Origin of the sequence: Bradyrhizobium tropiciagri (assembly GCF_001189845.1) — a bacterium.
Classification (GTDB): domain Bacteria; phylum Pseudomonadota; class Alphaproteobacteria; order Rhizobiales; family Xanthobacteraceae; genus Bradyrhizobium; species Bradyrhizobium tropiciagri.
This window is the reverse complement of the sequence record NZ_LFLZ01000001.1, coordinates 327041-342312: the sequence shown is the minus strand read 5'-3', so window position 1 is coordinate 342312 and position 15272 is coordinate 327041. Positions and strand designations below refer to the sequence as shown.

Here is a 15272-nt window from a genome sequence, read left to right as displayed (position 1 = left end):
GCAGGCCTGCGTGAATGGACATTATCGACGCGGCGCTGAACAATTCGTCAAGCACGCCGCGCTTGTGTCACATTCGAGGCTATGCTCGCCTCGCGCGTCGAGACATCTCCGCGGCACCTTCCCCGACATTTCCCGCCTCTCCGGCCACCCGCATCCATGGAATGCCGGTTCACGTCCTATTATGGTGAAAGGAACATCTCCTGGAAAATCGCTTCGTGCCGATCTCCGGCTGTTCGGGTGGCGGCAAATCGACGCTGCTGGCCGAGCTGCACGCACGCGGCTATCCGGTCGTCGAAGAGCCCGGCCGCCGCATCATCGCCGATGAGATCACATCCGGTGGGAAGGCCCTGCCCTGGGTCGATGCCGCGGCCTTCCTTCGGCGCGCCATCGACGTCGCGCTGAAGGATATGGCGTTGGCAAAGACCCATTCCGGATGGGTGTTCTTCGATCGTGGCCTCGTCGACGCGGCGACGGCACTGGAGGCGTTGACGGGCGAGCCGGTGCTGCGCGCGATCTGCTCCGTGCATCGCTACCACAAACGCGTCTTCATGACGCCGCCATGGCCTGAGATCTACGTCACCGATTCCGAGCGCCGGCACGGCTTCGAGGCAGCGACGACGGAATATCACCGGTTGATGCAGACGTTTCCCATGCTCGGCTACGACGTCGCTATCCTGCCGAAGAGCTCGCCGTCCGCGCGCGCCGATTTCGTGCTGGCGACGCTCGGCGGCGAGGTCGCATCGACGGCCTGATCACGCGACGCCGTCGCCCTCCTAGAACGACGTCCCGCCGCCGAACCGGAATTCCTGCACGATGTCGTATTTGCCCTTCGTGATCGGCACGGCGTAGTCGAAGCGCAGCGGCCCGAATGGCGACGCCCAGATCAAGCCGACGCCGAAGATCGCTGCGTGGCTCATCGTGGCGATCATCCCGCAGATGGGTAGCAACGTCCTGCGCAACTCGAACTCTCCTCCGCGTCATCCGAGGCGGAGGAGAGTTGCCGGTCGCGCGGTGGCGAAAATGCGGAAGGCCGCCATGCGGATGCAGCGCGTTACAATCTGCTGCCGAACGATCAGCCCTTCTTCGAATCGCCGCGCGTGTGATGCAGCAGATTGTCACGCAGCCTGACCACGCTTTTCTGCACGATCGGAAACTCGTCGCCGAGCCCGGTGGCTTCGACCAGCGACGCATTGATTTCCTTGTCGAGCAGGCGCCGGCCGGCCGCAGTCAGGCTCACCCGCACCTGCCGCTCGTCGGCGGGATCGCGGGTACGGCTGATGTAGCCGCTCTGCTCCAGTTTCTTGAGGATCGGCGTCAGCGTGTTGGATTCCAGGAACAGCTTTTCGCCGAGCGCGCTGACCGTCTGATCGTCGGCCTCCGACAGCGCGATCATGGCAATGTACTGGGTGTAGGTCAGGCCAACCGCGTCCAGGATCGGCTTGTAGGCGCGGCCGAAGGCCAGATTGGCCGAATAGACCGCAAAGCACAGAAAATTCGAGAGTTTTCGGCCCTTTGCGTCGGCCTTGGGAGTGCGGGTCACGGGCGTCTCCGGAGTTCGTGAAGTCTCGGCCAATATAAATCGTATCCGATTAAATCGGAAGTGCTTGACATCGCCAAACCCGAGATCTATTTCAACTCGCATCCGATTATATCGGACACGATTTATATCCAACCCAAAGGAGTTCGCCATGACCGCCAATGCAAAGGTTCTCGTCACCGGAAAGACCCACGTCACCGCCGGCCCGAACGGCGCCGCCCGCTCGCGCGACGGCTTCCTCGACGTCAAGCTGCCGCAGCCGCACCCGGCCGCCGAAAACCTGTTCGCCGCCGCCTGGTCGGCCTGCTACATCGGCGCAATCCAGCTCGCCGCCGGACAGCGCAAGGTCAAGCTCGCAAGCGAGCCCGAGGTCGATGCCGAGATCGACCTGAACCAGGCCGGCAGCGCCTACTTCCTGAGCGCGCGCCTCAACGTCCACGTTCCCGGCGTCGAGCGCGAGGTTGCGCAGGAGCTGATCGAAGCCGCGCACGGCATCTGCCCCTACTCCAAGGCGGTTCACGGCAACATCGACGTCACGACCACGCTGGTCTGAGACGATCACATGATGACCTCCGACGCGGGCCGGCCGCTTGCCGGCTCGCGGTCGGACAGCACAACTCCAGGAGTTCAAGATGACCAGCAAGCTGATGACGGCGACGCGTCTCCTCGCAAGGACGGCCCTGTTCGCTGCAAGTCTCCTGACGATCCCGAGCGCGCAGGCGCAGCAGCCGGCCGGCATCGCTCGAACCGATCTGCAGCGCCACGACCTCAGCGCACCCGGCCGTGAAGCCGTCCAGGTGCGTGTCGACATCGCACCGGGCAAGGCCTTCGGCCAGCACACCCATCCCGGCGAAGAGATCTTATATGTGCTATCAGGCACGCTCGAATACGACGTCGAGGGCAGACCGCCGGCAACGCTGAAAGCCGGCGATGTGCTGTTCATCCCCGCAGGCACCATCCATGCGGCGAAGAATGTCGGCAACGTCACCGCCAGCGAGCTTGCGGCCTATATCGTCGAGAAGGACAAGCCGCTGCTGACCCTCGTGAAGTGACCGATGCCGCCCGCCCGCCCCTGCGCACTTCTCATCCTGGGGCGAGCGCGGCGGCATCAATTCACTTGGTGCCCTGAGCTTCGGCCTGCCGCACCGCTCGTGCGTTGAAGATCAGGAAGCTGATTGCGGCCATGATCCAGACGCCGATACCGCCATAAAGCATCACCCAGCCAAAACCGCTCGCGAGCGCCTGGTGCACGACCGGGCCGGTCAGCTCAGGTGCGGACGCGGCATCGCCGGACGCGATCCGCTCGGCGAGGACAAGGAGTTGCGCGCCGTCGAGCGCGGGCAGCACCGCCTTCAGATGCGCGAGCACACCGCTCGCCAGGATGAAGCCCATCAGCGCGATGTTGACCGACAGCGAGACCATCCGCGCGCTCATGTCGACGCCGGAGGCCATGCCGGCGCGATCGCTCGAGACCGAGCCGGTCGTCGTGTTGGTGACCGGCGTATTGGTGATGCCGAGGCCGATCCCGGCAAGCAGGCAGCCCGGCAGCATCGTCAGCCAGTCGGGCTGCGCGGCAGCGCTGCCGAACTTCATCAGCATGAATCCGGTGCCGATGGTGAACAGCCCCGCCGGGATGATCAGGCCCGGCTGGTAGCGCAGCGACAGCCGCTCGGCGAACGGCGGCATCACCAGCGTCGGCAGCGTGTAGGCCAGCAGCGCAAGGCCAGCGGACACGCTGTCATAGCCGAGGCCGGCGTGAAACCAGATCGGCAGATAGATCATGAACGGCCAGTAGCTGAGATTCATCGCCGCCGAGCCGACGATCGAACCGGAGAACGCCGGGATCCGAAATACAGAGAAGTCGAACATCGGCCGCCGGCTGATTCTCTCGGCGACGAGGAACGCTGCGAAGCTCACCGCCGAGACGCCGAGAATCGCGAGCGCCTTCGGGCTGGCGAAGCCGAGATCCGGTCCCTGCGTGATGTAGAACGCAAGGCAGAACACCGCGAGCGACATCGTCACGATGCCGGCGATGTCGAGGCTGCTGGCCTTCGGGTCCTTCGACTCATGCACGCCGCCGATCGTGAGCACGAACGCCACGGCTGCGAACAGCACGTGGACGAGGAATACCCATTGCCAGCTCAGCACCGCGACCACGGCACCACCGATGATCGGCCCGAAGCCGAGACCGATGCCGAAGATGACACCCCACCAGCCCCAGGCGACGGCGCGTACACGGCCGCCCTGGAATTCGTGCGAGAGCACGGCGATCTGGCAGATCAGCAGCGCGCCACCGCTGAGCCCCTGCAGGAAGCGGGCGACGATCAGCATTTCGACGCTCGAGGCGACACCGCAGATCAGCGAGGTGATTCCGAACGCTGCGATCGCGACCAGGAAGATGCGCTTGCGCCCATAGCGGTCCGCCACCGTCCCGATCGCCATCAGCACCGTGGTCACCGCGATGGTGTAGGCATTCATGATCCATTGCAGCGCCTTGAAGTCGGCATGCAGCACCCGCTCCAGCGTCGGCAGAATCGAGGGGATGCTGGAGATCTCCAATCCGAACATCAGGCAGGCAAGGCATACGGCAGACAGCACGACAGCGCCGCGGCGGCTCAGTTCAGTAGACATGATCAGGCCTTTTGTTGTGGCAAGCCAACGGCATACCGCACGCTGTTGCCAGGGTGCTGGCAGCAGCGTCGGTCGATCGACTCACGATGTATTGACGCAGCAGCGGCAGGAATCGGGTGGCCGCGGCGCTTCACCATGTAAAGCTAGTGACGCCTTGAGCATTGGTGAATTGGATGACTAGATATTTCAGAGACAACAATTCCGGATGATTGACATGACCACGCTCGACATCGACGCCGTCAAGACCTTCGTGACCATCGCCGAGCTCAGCAGTTTTACGCGCGCTGCCGAAGCGCTCGGCACGACGCAGGGCGCGATCAGCGTCAAGCTGAAGCGGCTGGAGCGCCAGGTCGGCCACAGACTGATCGAGCGAACCCCGCGGCTGGTGCGCCTGTCGGCCCAGGGTGCCGAGTTCCTCGCTCCCGCGCGCGAACTGCTCGCCGCGCATGACCGCGCCGTCGCCGGACTGTCGTCAGCCCGTCGCCGCTTTTCACTCGGGATCGCCACTCACGTCGGCGCCCCCGAACTTCCCACCCTGCTCGCCCGGCTCAATGCACATGATCCCATGCTCACGATCGAGGTTCGGCTCGACGATGCCCGTGATCTGCTCGACACCTTCGATCGCGGGATGATCGACACCGTGATTATTTTTCGGGACGACGATCGCCGCGACGGCGTCGTTCTCGGCCCCGATCATTTCGGCTGGTTTGCCACGCCGGACTTTCTCCATCGCCCCGGAGAGCCGTTCCGATTGGCGGCATCGTCACCCGCCTGCGGCATCCTCAACACCGCGACGCGTGCGCTCGACGCAGCAGCACTGCCGTGGACGGAAACCTTCCTCGGTTGCGGCGCCTTTGCCGTCGCCGATGCGGTCTCGGCGGGCCTGGCGATCTCGGTGTTCTCACGCCGGGTGGCGCCGCCCGGCACGATCGAGGTGACCGAGAAGTTCGGCCTCCCCGCCCTGCCTCCATCCGAGATCATGCTGCTGTCGACGTTGTCAGACGCGAGGTCGCGCGCGGCGTTGAAGACGTTGGCAAACGCCTTTCGCGAGCACCATCGTCCGCCCACGAGCGCAGGCGGCGCAGCGGGGAACACGCGAACCATCGCTGTCGCTGCCGGGTCCTGAACAATCAGTGGCGCGCGCGAGATCGCCTACCGGCTAACGCCGCGCCCGGTCGGTGCGCCTTCCCTCGAACAGCGCGCGTTCCGACCCAAGCACCTCGGCCAGAAAATCCAGCGTGGCGCGGATGCGCGCGGTGCGCCTCAGATCGTCATGCGTCAATAGCCATAGCGACGATCGCGGCTCAGCGAGCGGCTTCGGCGTCAGGCGGCGCAGCGCGGGTGCGAGATCACCGACATAGCAAGGAAGCAGAGCCAGACCCATTCCAGCCGCCGCTGCGTCGCGCAGCGCCGGAAGCGCATCGACGCGGCAGGCAACGCGCGCCGAACGCAGGTTCTTCCGCATCCAGTCGGCGATCACGGTACCCGCCAGCGCGTCGTCGAGCCCGATCCAGTCGTGTGCGGACAGATCCTTGTCGTCATGCCGGGCGAGATAGGCACGCGATCCGTAGACCGCATGGGCAATCTCGGCGATGCGCCGTCCGACCAGCAGTTCGGATGGCGCCGGCGTCGGCCGAATCGCGATGTCGGCCTCGCGGCGCGTCAGGTTGGCCATCGCATTCGAGACGATGATCTCGGGCCGGATCTCCGGATGCGCAGCGCGCATCGCCGGCAGATGCCGCACCAGCACCGAGCCGAGCGTGTCCGTGGTCGTGATCCGGACCGGGCCCGACGGCCTGAGATCCTGTCCCGCCAGCTTGCGCTCGAGCGCGAGCACCTCGTCCTCGAGCCGGGCCGCCGACGCGGCCGCGGTCTCGCCGGCCGGTGTCTGCGCATAGCCGTCGCGGAAGCGCTCGAACAGCCGCGTACCGATCGCCGTTTCGATCGTGCCGAGACGGCGAAACACCGTCGAATGCGTGACGCCCAGCCTGCGCGCCGCGCCTGAGAGGCTGCCCTCTCGCGCGACAGCGAGGACGAGCCGGAGATCATTCCAGTCGAGGGGGCTGTGCATTTTTGCAAACTCGCTTGGCGACTCTGGATAATACCTTATCACAAACAGACAGGCCATCTTCCGGGACGTTGGTGCGTCGCGCCGACGATGCAGAGGAGTTGGAAGGTGACAAGCGAGACCACCGAGACGTTGCAATTGCACGACACGCGGCCGGCAATGGTCGACCCGCGGCGCTGGCTGGCCCTGCCCGTGCTGCTGACGGGCGCCTTCCTGCCGATCCTCGACTTCAACGTCGTCAACCTCGCGCTGCCCGCCATTCGCGACGATCTCGGCGCGACGGCGAGCGAGGTGCAGTTCGTGATCTCGGCCTATGCCGCGACCTACGCGGTCTTCCTGATCACCGGCGGCCGGCTCGGCGACCTGCTCGGCCGGCGGCGCATGTTCCTGACCGGCGTTGCCGGCTTCACGATCGCATCGATGCTGTGCGGCATTGCATGGTCGCCCACCGTGCTGGTCGCCGGGCGGATCCTGCAAGGCCTCACCGCCACCGTGATGGCGCCGCAGGTGCTCGCCTCGATCCGCGTGCTGTTCCCCGCGGCCGAACAGGGCCGCGCGCTCGGCTTCTACGGCGCGACGTTCGGTCTTGCCAACATCTGCGGCCAGGTGTTGGGCGGCGTGCTGGTTTCGGCGCATCCCTTCGGACTGGCCTGGCAGGCGATCTTCCTGATCAACGTGCCGATCGGCCTCGCCGCGTTCATCGGCGGTCTGCTGTTCCTGACCGACTCGCGTGCCGAGCATGCCCAACGGCTCGATGTCGGTGGCGTCGTCCTGCTGTCGCTCACGCTCGGCTTTCTGGTCTATCCGCTGATCGAAGGACGCGAATCCGGCTGGCCGGTCTGGATCATCGCGATGCTGCTGGCGTCTCCGCTGATGCTCGCCGCCTTCGTCCGCTTCGAGGCGCGGCTGTCCGCACGTGGCGGCAATCCGCTGGTTGCCCTGCATCTGCTGCGCAACAGCGACTTCGTGATCGGGCTGGTGATGGCGCTCGCCTTCTACATGCTGTCGTCGTTCTATCTGACCTTTGCGGTCTACCTGCAAAGCGGGCTGCATTTTTCACCGCTAGCGGCCGGCCTCGCCACCCTGCCCTTTGCGACGGGGTTCTTCGTGAGTTCGCTGGTGTCGTCGCTGGTGATGCAATGGCTCGGCGCGCGCACGCTGACGCTTGGCTTCGCGCTCCAGGTCATCGGCTTCGGCATCGTGATGCTGTCGGTCGACGGAGTGCTTCCGCAGAGTGTGGAGTTCGGCCTGATCTGCGGCGGGCTCGGCTTCGGCACCGTGATGCCGTCGGTCATCAAGGCCGTGATCGGCAGCATCGATCCGCGCCATGCCGGGCTGGCGTCGGGCATGATGATCTCGACCTTCCAGATCGGCGCCGCACTCGGCGTCGCCGTGATCGGCGGCGTCTTCTACAGCCTGCTCGGGACGCATCCGCAGGCCGGCGACTACGCCCACGCCTTCACGATCGCGCTCGGCTGCAACGTCGCGCTGCTGGCGCTCGGCGGCTGGCTGTCGCTGTGGCTGCCGCGCGAGCCGGCTGCTTGAAATCAGGAGAATGCCATGACCGCACCGCTCTACGATGCATCCGTCCCGGTATTTCGCCAGATGCTCGACGCACTCGCCGATCTCCTGCGCAAGGGCGAGGCCGACGCTCGCGAACGCGGTCTCGATCCCGACGCCATGCTCGCGGCGCGGTTGGCGCCCGATATGCTGACGCTGGTCGGCCAGGTGCAACGGGCCAGCGATCACGCCAAGGGCGCCGCCGGGCGGCTAGCCGGTCTCGAGCCACCGCCCTTTGCCGACGATGAACGAAGTCTCGCCGAGGCCCACGCCCGGATCTCGCGGACGCTCGACTACATCGGCACGGTCCCGGTTCGGGCATTCGACCAGGCAGCGGAACGTCTCATCACTCTGCCCTTCGGTGTCCCGCCAATGCCGGCAGCGCGCTACCTCCACGGCTTCGCGCTGCCGAGCCTGTTCTTCCACGTCGCCACCGCCTACGCCATCCTGCGCCATCGCGGCGTGCCGCTCGGCAAGCGTGACTTCCTCGGCAACTACCTCTCGAATTGATCGCTACTTCTTGGCGACCTCGCGAAGCGTGTTGTAGACCCACTCCGCGCCCTGCTTGACGGCCTCGACGCCGATCCTTTCGTCGTTGCCATGCATCCGGCTCAGGATGTCGTCGTCGAGCGGATACGGATAGATGCCGTAGACGGGCACATTGCGCTCGCGCCAGGCGGTGGCGTCGGTCCCCGCCTCGAACATGGTCGGCACCAGGACCGCGTCCTTCCAGACCCGCTTGGCATTACGATCCAGCGCGGCATAAAGCTCGGTATCGACCGGCGATGCCGGGATCTTGCTCCGCATCAGATAGGCGTCCCGCGCCGCCTGCTGCGTTAGCGAGGTCACGATGCTGACTTCAATGCCGGGATCGCCGACCACGCGCTTGATCTCGGCGATCATCTGGTCCGTCGTCGTTCCCGGAAGCAGCCGCGTGTTCACGACCGCCTTGGCGTCGCCGGGGATGACGTTGGGCTTGATGCCGGCGTCGATCATCGTGATCACCATGGTGTCGCGCAGCAGAGCATGCAGCAGCAGGCTGTCCTTGGGATTGTCGGCAACCAGCTTCTTTCCGGCTGCTTCGAGATCGCCCTGCTCCTTTGCGGCCAACAGCTGCTTGATATCGGCTGCCGTCTGCTCCGAACTGATCGGCAGCAGCGCCTTGAAATAGGCCTCCGTCGCCGGCACCAGCTTGACGGCCGGATCGTGCGCCGCGAGCTTGGCCAGCGCCGCGATCAGGCGGTCGTTGGCCATCGCGCCCGCCGGGAACGGCCGCGAGGAATGGCCGGAGGGACCGGTCGCCTTCAAGGCAAAGGTCGCCGAGAGCTTTTCCGCCGTCGTGACATTGATCTGGCGCACCCTGCCGTCGCGTTCCTGCAGGACGTAGCCGCCTTCGTTCAGCGCGAATTCCGCGTCGATCTTGTCCCAATGGTCCTTCGCCAGCCACACCGTGCTGTACTGCCCCTGCTCCTCGTCGGCCTCGGCCAGGAAGATCACATCGCGCGCCAGCGGCGTCTTCTCTTCCGCCAGCCGCATCACGGCGCTCGCGAAGACGGCAAGCCCGCCCTTGAAATCCATCGCGCCCCGCCCGTAGACGAAACCGTCCTTCTCGACGCCGGCGAACGGCTCCACGGTCCACTTCTCGCGTTCGACCGGAACGACGTCGGCATGCGCGGCGAGCAGCACCGGCTTCTTCGAGCCGTCACCGCGCAGCCGCGCGATGAAATGCGCGGCCTTGCCGTTCGGGGCAACGAAGATGTCCACCTCGGCGCCCAGCGGCGCGAACTGCGACTTCAGGTACTCGGCGAGCGCGCGCGTATCGCCCGGGCCGTTCGAAGTATCGAACGAGATCAGCTTCTTGAGCAGCGCAACCGTGCGGTCGCCCGGCCGCTCGGCGCGCGCATGTCCCGCTCCGGCACAGGACAGCAACGCGGCAAGGGCCAACGCAGCAAGGCGGGTCTTGGTCGACGGCATCATGTTCTTCTTCCTCCCTTATGTGGTTTTGAAACAGGATAATCTGTGCCGCTCGCCCCAGGGAGTCCTCGAACTCAAGAAGTTCTGGGAAACATCACCTTCAGCATGGCGGCTGCGAGCAACGTCGTGATGGCGAGGCCGGTGGAGAGATAGAGCGCGCTCGCATCGCCGAACCGGTCGATCACGATCGCATAGACCAGGGGCGCTGCCGCCGGCAGGATGAAGCTCGGAACGATGAGCCGGCCGACCAGCGTGCCGTAGCTGCGATGATCGAACAGGATCAGCGGCAGCGTTCCCCTCGTGATGGTCAGAATGCCGTTGCAGGCGCCGTAGAGCAGCGCGAAGGCGATCGCCATCTCCTTCGACGACCCGCTGAACAATCCGGCGATGAAGGAGAGCGGCATGATCAGGCAAGCCGTCAGATTGAGCGCCAGCGGATCGAGCCGTGCACCGAACAGGATTTCGCAAAGGCGCGCAGCGGATTGCCCAATGCCCCGGAGCGTTGCGATCCAGACGGCCACCGTGACGGTGAGCCCGAGGCCCGAGAGCACCGCGATCATGTGCGCGGACATGCCGGCATTCAGGAAATTGGCGCCGGTCATGATCACGGCATAGAGCCCGCCCGCCGCCGCAAGCTGCCGGCGGCTGGCGGCGCGTGGTTGCTTATGTGCCGGCGCCGCGGAGCTCGATACGCCGGCAAACCGCTTGGTCGGGATCAGCACGTGCAGCGGGATCGTCAGCAATGCGAGACCGGCGTAGACCAGCACCGCGATGCGCCAGCCGAACTGTTCCGAGAGCGTATGGCCGAGCGGCCAGAACACGGTTGCCGCCAGGCCGCCGAGCAGGGTGATCCCGGACATCGCGCGGCGCGCCTCCGGTCCGCCGATCCGGGCCAGCGCGGCGAATGCCGCATCGTACAGCGTCAACCGCATGCCGAGCCCGAGAACGATCCACGATGCGAAGTACGTACCGATCTGATGCGAGACCGCGAGACCGGCGCAGCCGAGCGCGTTGATCACGGCGCCCGCGACCATGACCTGCCGGCCGCCGCTTCTGTCCACCCACCTCCCCGCAAGGGGCGACGTCACGCCCATTACCAGTAGCGCAGCGGCGAATCCGCCGTAGACGATGTCGCGCCCCCAGCCGAGATCCGCTGATATCTGCTCGCCGAAGCCGCCGATCAGATAATAGGTCGCGCCCCACGAGATCAGTTGAGCCAGCCCGAGGGCGGCCACGACGCGTCGAGCGATCACCGCAGCAATTCCCGCTCCGCGGGAAGCGTGGAGGCGCCCGGCCCAAGCGGCCGCTGCATCAGCACGGTGTCGACCCATTGCCCGAGCTTGAAGCCGACCGATCTCAGCGTTCCGACCATCTCGAAACCCATGCGACGGTGCAGTGCGATCGATCCGACATTGCCGCTGTTGCCGATCACGGCGATCATTTGCCGCCAGGGCCCCGTCTCCGATCGTTCGATCAGCGCCTGCAGCAGCGCAGCCCCGACGCGGCGGCCGCGCAGGGCTTCCGACACGTAGACCGAGTCTTCAATGGTGTTGCGATAGGCCGGCCGCGGCCGGTACGCCGTCGCATAGGAGTAGCCGGCCACCCGTCCGTCGACCACGGCCACGAGATACGGCAGCCCCGCCGCCAGCACGGCGCTCCGGCGGCCGCGCATCTCGTCCACGGTCGGCGGCACCTCCTCGAAGGTCGCCAGCCCGTTGAGCACGTGATGGGCGTAGATGTGCTGCACCTCCGCCATGTCGACCTCTGTGGCGTCGCGGATCACTGTGGCTTCGCTGTCTCTCATCCTTCCACTCTCGTCCTGCGGCATCATGCCTGTGCTTCGGCGGCGCATCGGCGCATTCTGCACGCACCATGGGCTCATCTCGACATCGCTGCGCGACAGTCCGACATCCGCCAGCAGACGATCGTCGAGCTCGCGTAGCGCCTGCCAGCGGCGGATGCGCGAATGCGGCGAGACCGCAAGATAACGCCCCAGCTCGACGATAACGCCGCCAATGCGCTTGAGGCCAGACAATGCCTGCTCCCGATCTGCCGAAGCCGTCGCTTGCCGGACTATGCGCTCCGGCCTTATATAAGTGAAGCTTTGATAACTTATGCGCAGCATAAGAGGTACTTTGATGAAGAACCTCAACCTCGACTATCTCGAAAGCTTTGCCGCCGTGATCGATAGCGGCAGCTTCTCCGCCGCGGCCGAGCGATTGCAGCTCACGCAGCCAGCGGTGAGCCTGCAGGTGCGCCAGCTCGAAAAGAGCCTGAATGCGACCTTGATCGAGCGGGTCGGACGACGGGCGAGGCCGACGGCCGCCGGCGTCGCCTTGCTCTCGCACGCGCAGCAGATCAACGCGGCGGTGACGTCGGCGGTCGACGCCGTTGCGCAGCAGACCACGGGAACGGCAGGCCGCGTGCGGCTCGGCACCGGGGCGACCGCCTGCATCTTCCTGCTGCCGCCGATCCTGAGGGAGTTGCGGGCCGCACTGCCTTCGCTCGAGATCACGGTCACGACCGGCAACACGGCGGAGATCGCGCGAGCTGTCGAGGACAACACGATCGACATCGCGCTGGTCACGCTGCCGGTGTCGGGACGAAGCTTTGAGATCACCCCGGTCATGAACGACGAGTTCGTGCTGATCGCGCCGCGCGAGATGAAGCTGCCGGCGCGGATCACGCCGGAGGTGCTGGCGACCAGGCCGGTTCTGCTGTTCGAGCCCGGCGGCAACACGAGGCGCACCGCCGACGAGTGGCTGGCGCGCGGCGGCGTGTCGCTGAAGCCGTTGATGTCGCTCGGCAGCGTCGAGGCGATCAAGGAGATGGTGCGCGCCGGCCTCGGCTGCGCGATCCTGCCCGGCATGGCAGTGCCGGCCAGGGCCAAGCAGCATGACCTGGCTGTCCGGTCGTTGTCGCCAAAGCTGCATCGCCGCCTCGCGGTCGTGATCCGCCGCGACAAGCGCCTCGACCGCGGCCTGCGGCAGACCTTGTCTGCACTGAAGGCGCTCTCTGCCGCAAAGAACGATGGCCGCTAGGGAGGACGCCATGCGTCCTCCCTGCTCCACCCCTCAAGTCGCCTTGCGTTCCTGCTCGGCGATCTTGCGGAACGCAGCCTCGCCGGCATCGGTCACGGCTGCCCACTTCGCGTTCGGCGCGGTCTCGACCTCGTAATTGTCGTGCCAATTCCACCATTTGTAGGTCGGGCCCTGCGGATAGCCCTTCGGCGAATCCTCCCAGAGCTCCTGGCGGCCGAACGGCGTGATGTCGAGATAGCTCCACACCGTACCCATCGATTCGTCGCCGCGGCTGTTGACGAGATAGGTGCGGAAGATCCGTTCGCCGTCACGGATGAAGACGTTGTGGCCGTGCCACTCGGCAACGCCGAAGTCTGCATCGAAACTGTCTGTTATCGTGTACCACGGCATCTCCCATTCCATCCGCGCCTTCAGCCGCGCGATGTCGGCCTGCGGCGCGCGTGAGGCGTAGGCCAGCGTGGTATCGCGCTGGTTGAGATGCGAGAGATGGCTGACCTGGTCGGCGCCGAGCGAACAGCCGCGGCAGCCGTGGTCCGGCCAGCCGAACACGCCTGGCTCGAAGAACGCGCGGTAGATGATCAGTTGCCGGCGGCCTTCGAACAGATCGAGCATGCTCACCTTGCCGTTCGGTCCCTCGAAGACATACGGCTTCTCGACCGCCATCCAGGGCATCCGCCGCCGCTCCGCCGCAAGCGCGTCGCGCGCCCGCACATGCGCCTTTTCCTTCACTAGCATCTCTAGGCGCGCCGCCTCCCACGCCTCCCGCGACACGACAGGCGGTGTCTGCATTGCCGCCAGTCCGCCGCGATCGTTTTCAGCCGATTTGGTCATGATGATCTCCATCTCTCGAATTGGACGAACTCCGGCACCACTGCGCAGTTCCATTGCTGGCGGCCGTTCGTCATTGGCCATGCCGCAATCTGGCGCGGCGGCGACGGCCGGTGGGAGTGACAAGTGTGTCGGGATTTTCGCGCATGCGCCGTGACGGGTTCGATCTCTTTGCATAGTACTTGCACTATGCAATTATCTGTGCGAGCCTCGTGCCATGAAACAGACCGCCCGTGCTGCCGACGATGGCCTGAAGCTGAGCGCCTGGCTGCCCTATCGCCTGTTCCTGGTCGCAGCCCAGGTCGCCCGCCCGCTCGAGAGCTTCTACGGCGAGACATTCGGACTGAGCCAGGCCGGCTGGCGCATCCTCGCCGTCATCGCCGAACGGGACGCGGCCAATGCTTCCGAGATCGGCCGCGCCTGCGCACTCGATCCGTTCGCGACCAGCCGCGGCATCGGCCAGCTCACGGAGCTCGGCTTCGCCGTGCGACGTGCCAGCAAATCCGATCGCCGCTTCGCCGCGGTCAGCATCACCCGCAGCGGCCGGACCGCCTTCAGCCGGATCGCCGCACTCGGCAGCGCGATCGAAACGCGGCTGCTCGCCCGCCTCTCGGAGAGCGAGCGAACGACGCTCGATTCCGCCCTCACCCGGCTCGAGGGAGAAAGCGCACGGATCGACACCGGCGGCTGGCGCGCGCTGCTCGAGGATGCCGGCGCGCCATGACCGCCGCATTGTTCGCGCTGACCGCACTGCTGTGGGGCGGCGGCGCGCTGGCAACGGCGATGCAGGCGGGTGTCACACCGGCGCCGTGGTCGGTGGCCCTGCGCATGGTGCTGGCAGGCCTCATCCTGCTCGGCTACGGCCGGCTGCGCGGCGTGCCGCTCGCGATCCCACACAAGGACCGGCCGGCCGTCGCATTGCAGGGCCTGCTGTTCTTCGCCATCGCCTTCATCGCCTTCTATGAAGCGACCGCGCGGATGCCGAGCGGGCTTGCGGCACTGGTGCTCTCGACCTCGTCGCTGTTCGCAGCCGTGATCGCGCGCGCCGCGCTCGGCGTCCCGATCTCCTCCAGCTTCGTGTGGGGCGCGCTGTGCGGCATCCTCGGACTCGCGATCATCTTCCTGCCAGGCTCCAGCGCGCACGGCGCTGCGTCGCTGGCGGGTTTCGCCTGGGCGCTCATCGCGGCGATTGCGACCGGTGCCGGGACGACCGTCGGTGCGCGCAACCAGCGCGCCGGACTGCCGGTGGTCTCCGTGCTGGCGTGGGGAGCCTTTGTCGGCGCCGCGGCGAGCGCGCTGTGGGCGATCGCGACGGGCACGCCATTTGCGGCCGACGTCTCGCTCTCCTACGCAGCGAGCTTCCTCTACCTCGCGGTCGCCGCGTCCTGCATCACCTTCATGCTCTATTTCGAGCTGGTGCGCCGGCTCGGCCCCGGCCGCGCCGCCTACACGCTCGCACTGGTGCCGCTGGTCGCCCTCGTGCTGTCGGCGCTGTTCGAGCACCTTGCGCTGGGCTGGCCGGTGCTCGCCGGCGTCGCCGCGATCCTGGCCGGCAATGTGCTGGTGCTGGCGCGGGCGTAGATTGAGTGCGCCTGCGTTCGCGCACCAATTGACGCCGCAACGATATCTGACT

At 66.2% G+C, this 15272-nt stretch carries 16 protein-coding genes and 1 pseudogene; 9 read left to right on the top strand and 8 right to left on the bottom strand.

What is annotated here, in order from left to right; translation table 11 throughout:
• The first annotated feature begins 215 nt into the window (after nucleotides 1-215).
• Nucleotides 216-752, top strand: coding sequence for an AAA family ATPase (locus tag AKN84_RS01555; RefSeq protein ID WP_244484876.1), 537 nt, complete (start codon nucleotides 216-218; stop codon nucleotides 750-752).
• Nucleotides 753-773: 21 nt separating this feature from the next.
• Here AKN84_RS01555 and AKN84_RS44415 read toward each other — a convergent pair.
• Both AKN84_RS44415 and AKN84_RS01550 read right to left on the bottom strand, forming a co-directional pair.
• Nucleotides 774-896 (bottom strand): annotated as a pseudogene (locus AKN84_RS44415) (BamA/TamA family outer membrane protein); the annotation flags it as partial.
• 176 nt (nucleotides 897-1072) lie between these two features.
• On the bottom strand, nucleotides 1073-1540 hold the full coding sequence (locus tag AKN84_RS01550) for a MarR family winged helix-turn-helix transcriptional regulator (RefSeq protein ID WP_050419010.1): 468 nt from the start codon (nucleotides 1538-1540) through the stop codon (nucleotides 1073-1075).
• 148 nt (nucleotides 1541-1688) lie between these two features.
• Between AKN84_RS01550 and AKN84_RS01545 the strand changes: the two genes are divergently transcribed.
• On the top strand, nucleotides 1689-2090 hold the full coding sequence (locus AKN84_RS01545) for an Ohr family peroxiredoxin (RefSeq protein ID WP_050419009.1): 402 nt from the start codon (nucleotides 1689-1691) through the stop codon (nucleotides 2088-2090).
• 94 nt (nucleotides 2091-2184) lie between these two features.
• A complete protein-coding gene (locus tag AKN84_RS01540) occupies nucleotides 2185-2589 on the top strand; it encodes a cupin domain-containing protein (protein WP_202814655.1) in 405 nt (134 codons plus the stop codon).
• A 61-nt stretch (nucleotides 2590-2650) separates the two neighbouring features.
• On the opposite strand, the gene AKN84_RS01535 is transcribed toward AKN84_RS01540, so the two are convergent.
• Entirely contained in the window at nucleotides 2651-4168 is a 1518-nt protein-coding gene (locus AKN84_RS01535) for an MFS transporter (RefSeq protein WP_050419007.1), read from the bottom strand.
• Between the two features lie 214 nt (nucleotides 4169-4382).
• On the opposite strand from AKN84_RS01535, the gene AKN84_RS01530 reads away from it, so the two are divergent.
• Nucleotides 4383-5294, top strand: a complete 912-nt coding sequence (locus tag AKN84_RS01530; RefSeq protein WP_050419079.1) for a LysR family transcriptional regulator — start codon at nucleotides 4383-4385, stop codon at nucleotides 5292-5294.
• A 33-nt stretch (nucleotides 5295-5327) separates the two neighbouring features.
• On the opposite strand, the gene AKN84_RS01525 is transcribed toward AKN84_RS01530, so the two are convergent.
• On the bottom strand, nucleotides 5328-6239 hold the full coding sequence (locus AKN84_RS01525; protein ID WP_050419006.1) for a LysR family transcriptional regulator: 912 nt from the start codon (nucleotides 6237-6239) through the stop codon (nucleotides 5328-5330).
• A 105-nt stretch (nucleotides 6240-6344) separates the two neighbouring features.
• Here AKN84_RS01525 and AKN84_RS01520 point away from each other — a divergent pair, with 105 nt between their 5' ends.
• Together AKN84_RS01520 and AKN84_RS01515 are read left to right on the top strand one after the other, a co-directional pair.
• Nucleotides 6345-7781, top strand: a complete 1437-nt coding sequence (locus AKN84_RS01520; RefSeq protein ID WP_244484874.1) for an MFS transporter — start codon at nucleotides 6345-6347, stop codon at nucleotides 7779-7781.
• Between the two features lie 15 nt (nucleotides 7782-7796).
• Nucleotides 7797-8306 (top strand): DUF1993 domain-containing protein, encoded by a 510-nt coding sequence (locus AKN84_RS01515; RefSeq protein ID WP_050419004.1) that lies wholly within the window; start codon nucleotides 7797-7799, stop codon nucleotides 8304-8306.
• Nucleotides 8307-8309: 3 nt separating this feature from the next.
• Here the strand turns inward: AKN84_RS01515 and AKN84_RS01510 are convergent, their stop codons facing one another.
• The 3 genes from AKN84_RS01510 to AKN84_RS01500 form a co-directional block, all read right to left on the bottom strand.
• Complete coding sequence (locus AKN84_RS01510) at nucleotides 8310-9773, bottom strand: M20/M25/M40 family metallo-hydrolase (protein WP_050419003.1); 1464 nt, start codon at nucleotides 9771-9773, stop codon at nucleotides 8310-8312.
• Nucleotides 9774-9844: 71 nt separating this feature from the next.
• A complete protein-coding gene (locus tag AKN84_RS01505; protein ID WP_050419002.1) occupies nucleotides 9845-11023 on the bottom strand; it encodes an MFS transporter in 1179 nt (392 codons plus the stop codon).
• Nucleotides 11020-11805: a GNAT family N-acetyltransferase gene (locus AKN84_RS01500; protein ID WP_128970319.1), complete on the bottom strand. Its 786-nt coding sequence runs from the start codon at nucleotides 11803-11805 to the stop codon at nucleotides 11020-11022. Before AKN84_RS01500 ends, AKN84_RS01505 begins: the two co-directional genes overlap by 4 nt.
• 103 nt (nucleotides 11806-11908) lie before the next feature.
• On the opposite strand from AKN84_RS01500, the gene AKN84_RS01495 reads away from it, so the two are divergent.
• Nucleotides 11909-12811 carry a LysR family transcriptional regulator gene (locus AKN84_RS01495; RefSeq protein ID WP_050419001.1) on the top strand — a complete coding sequence of 301 codons (903 nt, stop codon included), beginning with the start codon at nucleotides 11909-11911 and terminating at the stop codon, nucleotides 12809-12811.
• Nucleotides 12812-12844: 33 nt separating this feature from the next.
• Here the strand turns inward: AKN84_RS01495 and AKN84_RS01490 are convergent, their stop codons facing one another.
• Nucleotides 12845-13642 carry a DUF899 domain-containing protein gene (locus AKN84_RS01490; protein ID WP_128970318.1) on the bottom strand — a complete coding sequence of 266 codons (798 nt, stop codon included), beginning with the start codon at nucleotides 13640-13642 and terminating at the stop codon, nucleotides 12845-12847.
• A 214-nt stretch (nucleotides 13643-13856) separates the two neighbouring features.
• Between AKN84_RS01490 and AKN84_RS01485 the strand changes: the two genes are divergently transcribed.
• Together AKN84_RS01485 and AKN84_RS01480 are read left to right on the top strand one after the other, a co-directional pair.
• On the top strand, nucleotides 13857-14363 hold the full coding sequence (locus tag AKN84_RS01485) for a MarR family winged helix-turn-helix transcriptional regulator (protein WP_050419000.1): 507 nt from the start codon (nucleotides 13857-13859) through the stop codon (nucleotides 14361-14363).
• Entirely contained in the window at nucleotides 14360-15220 is an 861-nt protein-coding gene (locus AKN84_RS01480) for a DMT family transporter (RefSeq protein WP_050418999.1), read from the top strand. The genes AKN84_RS01485 and AKN84_RS01480 overlap by 4 nt, the downstream gene beginning before the upstream one ends.
• Nucleotides 15221-15272 lie beyond the last annotated feature (52 nt).

Bases quoted from the DNA above. Each gene is read 5' to 3' on its own strand.
- AKN84_RS01515 (WP_050419004.1), top strand. From the start codon at position 7,797: ATGACCGCACCGCTCTACGATGCATCCGTCCCGGTATTTCGCCAGATG.
- AKN84_RS01495 (WP_050419001.1), top strand. From the start codon at position 11,909: ATGAAGAACCTCAACCTCGACTATCTCGAAAGCTTTGCCGCCGTGATC.
- AKN84_RS01545 (WP_050419009.1), top strand. From the start codon at position 1,689: ATGACCGCCAATGCAAAGGTTCTCGTCACCGGAAAGACCCACGTCACC.
- AKN84_RS01540 (WP_202814655.1), top strand. From the start codon at position 2,185: ATGACGGCGACGCGTCTCCTCGCAAGGACGGCCCTGTTCGCTGCAAGT.
- AKN84_RS01510 (WP_050419003.1), bottom strand. From the start codon at position 9,773: ATGATGCCGTCGACCAAGACCCGCCTTGCTGCGTTGGCCCTTGCCGCG.
- AKN84_RS01490 (WP_128970318.1), bottom strand. From the start codon at position 13,642: ATGACCAAATCGGCTGAAAACGATCGCGGCGGACTGGCGGCAATGCAG.
- AKN84_RS01485 (WP_050419000.1), top strand. From the start codon at position 13,857: ATGAAACAGACCGCCCGTGCTGCCGACGATGGCCTGAAGCTGAGCGCC.
- AKN84_RS01530 (WP_050419079.1), top strand. From the start codon at position 4,383: ATGACCACGCTCGACATCGACGCCGTCAAGACCTTCGTGACCATCGCC.
- AKN84_RS01480 (WP_050418999.1), top strand. From the start codon at position 14,360: ATGACCGCCGCATTGTTCGCGCTGACCGCACTGCTGTGGGGCGGCGGC.
- AKN84_RS01525 (WP_050419006.1), bottom strand. From the start codon at position 6,239: ATGCACAGCCCCCTCGACTGGAATGATCTCCGGCTCGTCCTCGCTGTC.
- AKN84_RS01535 (WP_050419007.1), bottom strand. From the start codon at position 4,168: ATGTCTACTGAACTGAGCCGCCGCGGCGCTGTCGTGCTGTCTGCCGTA.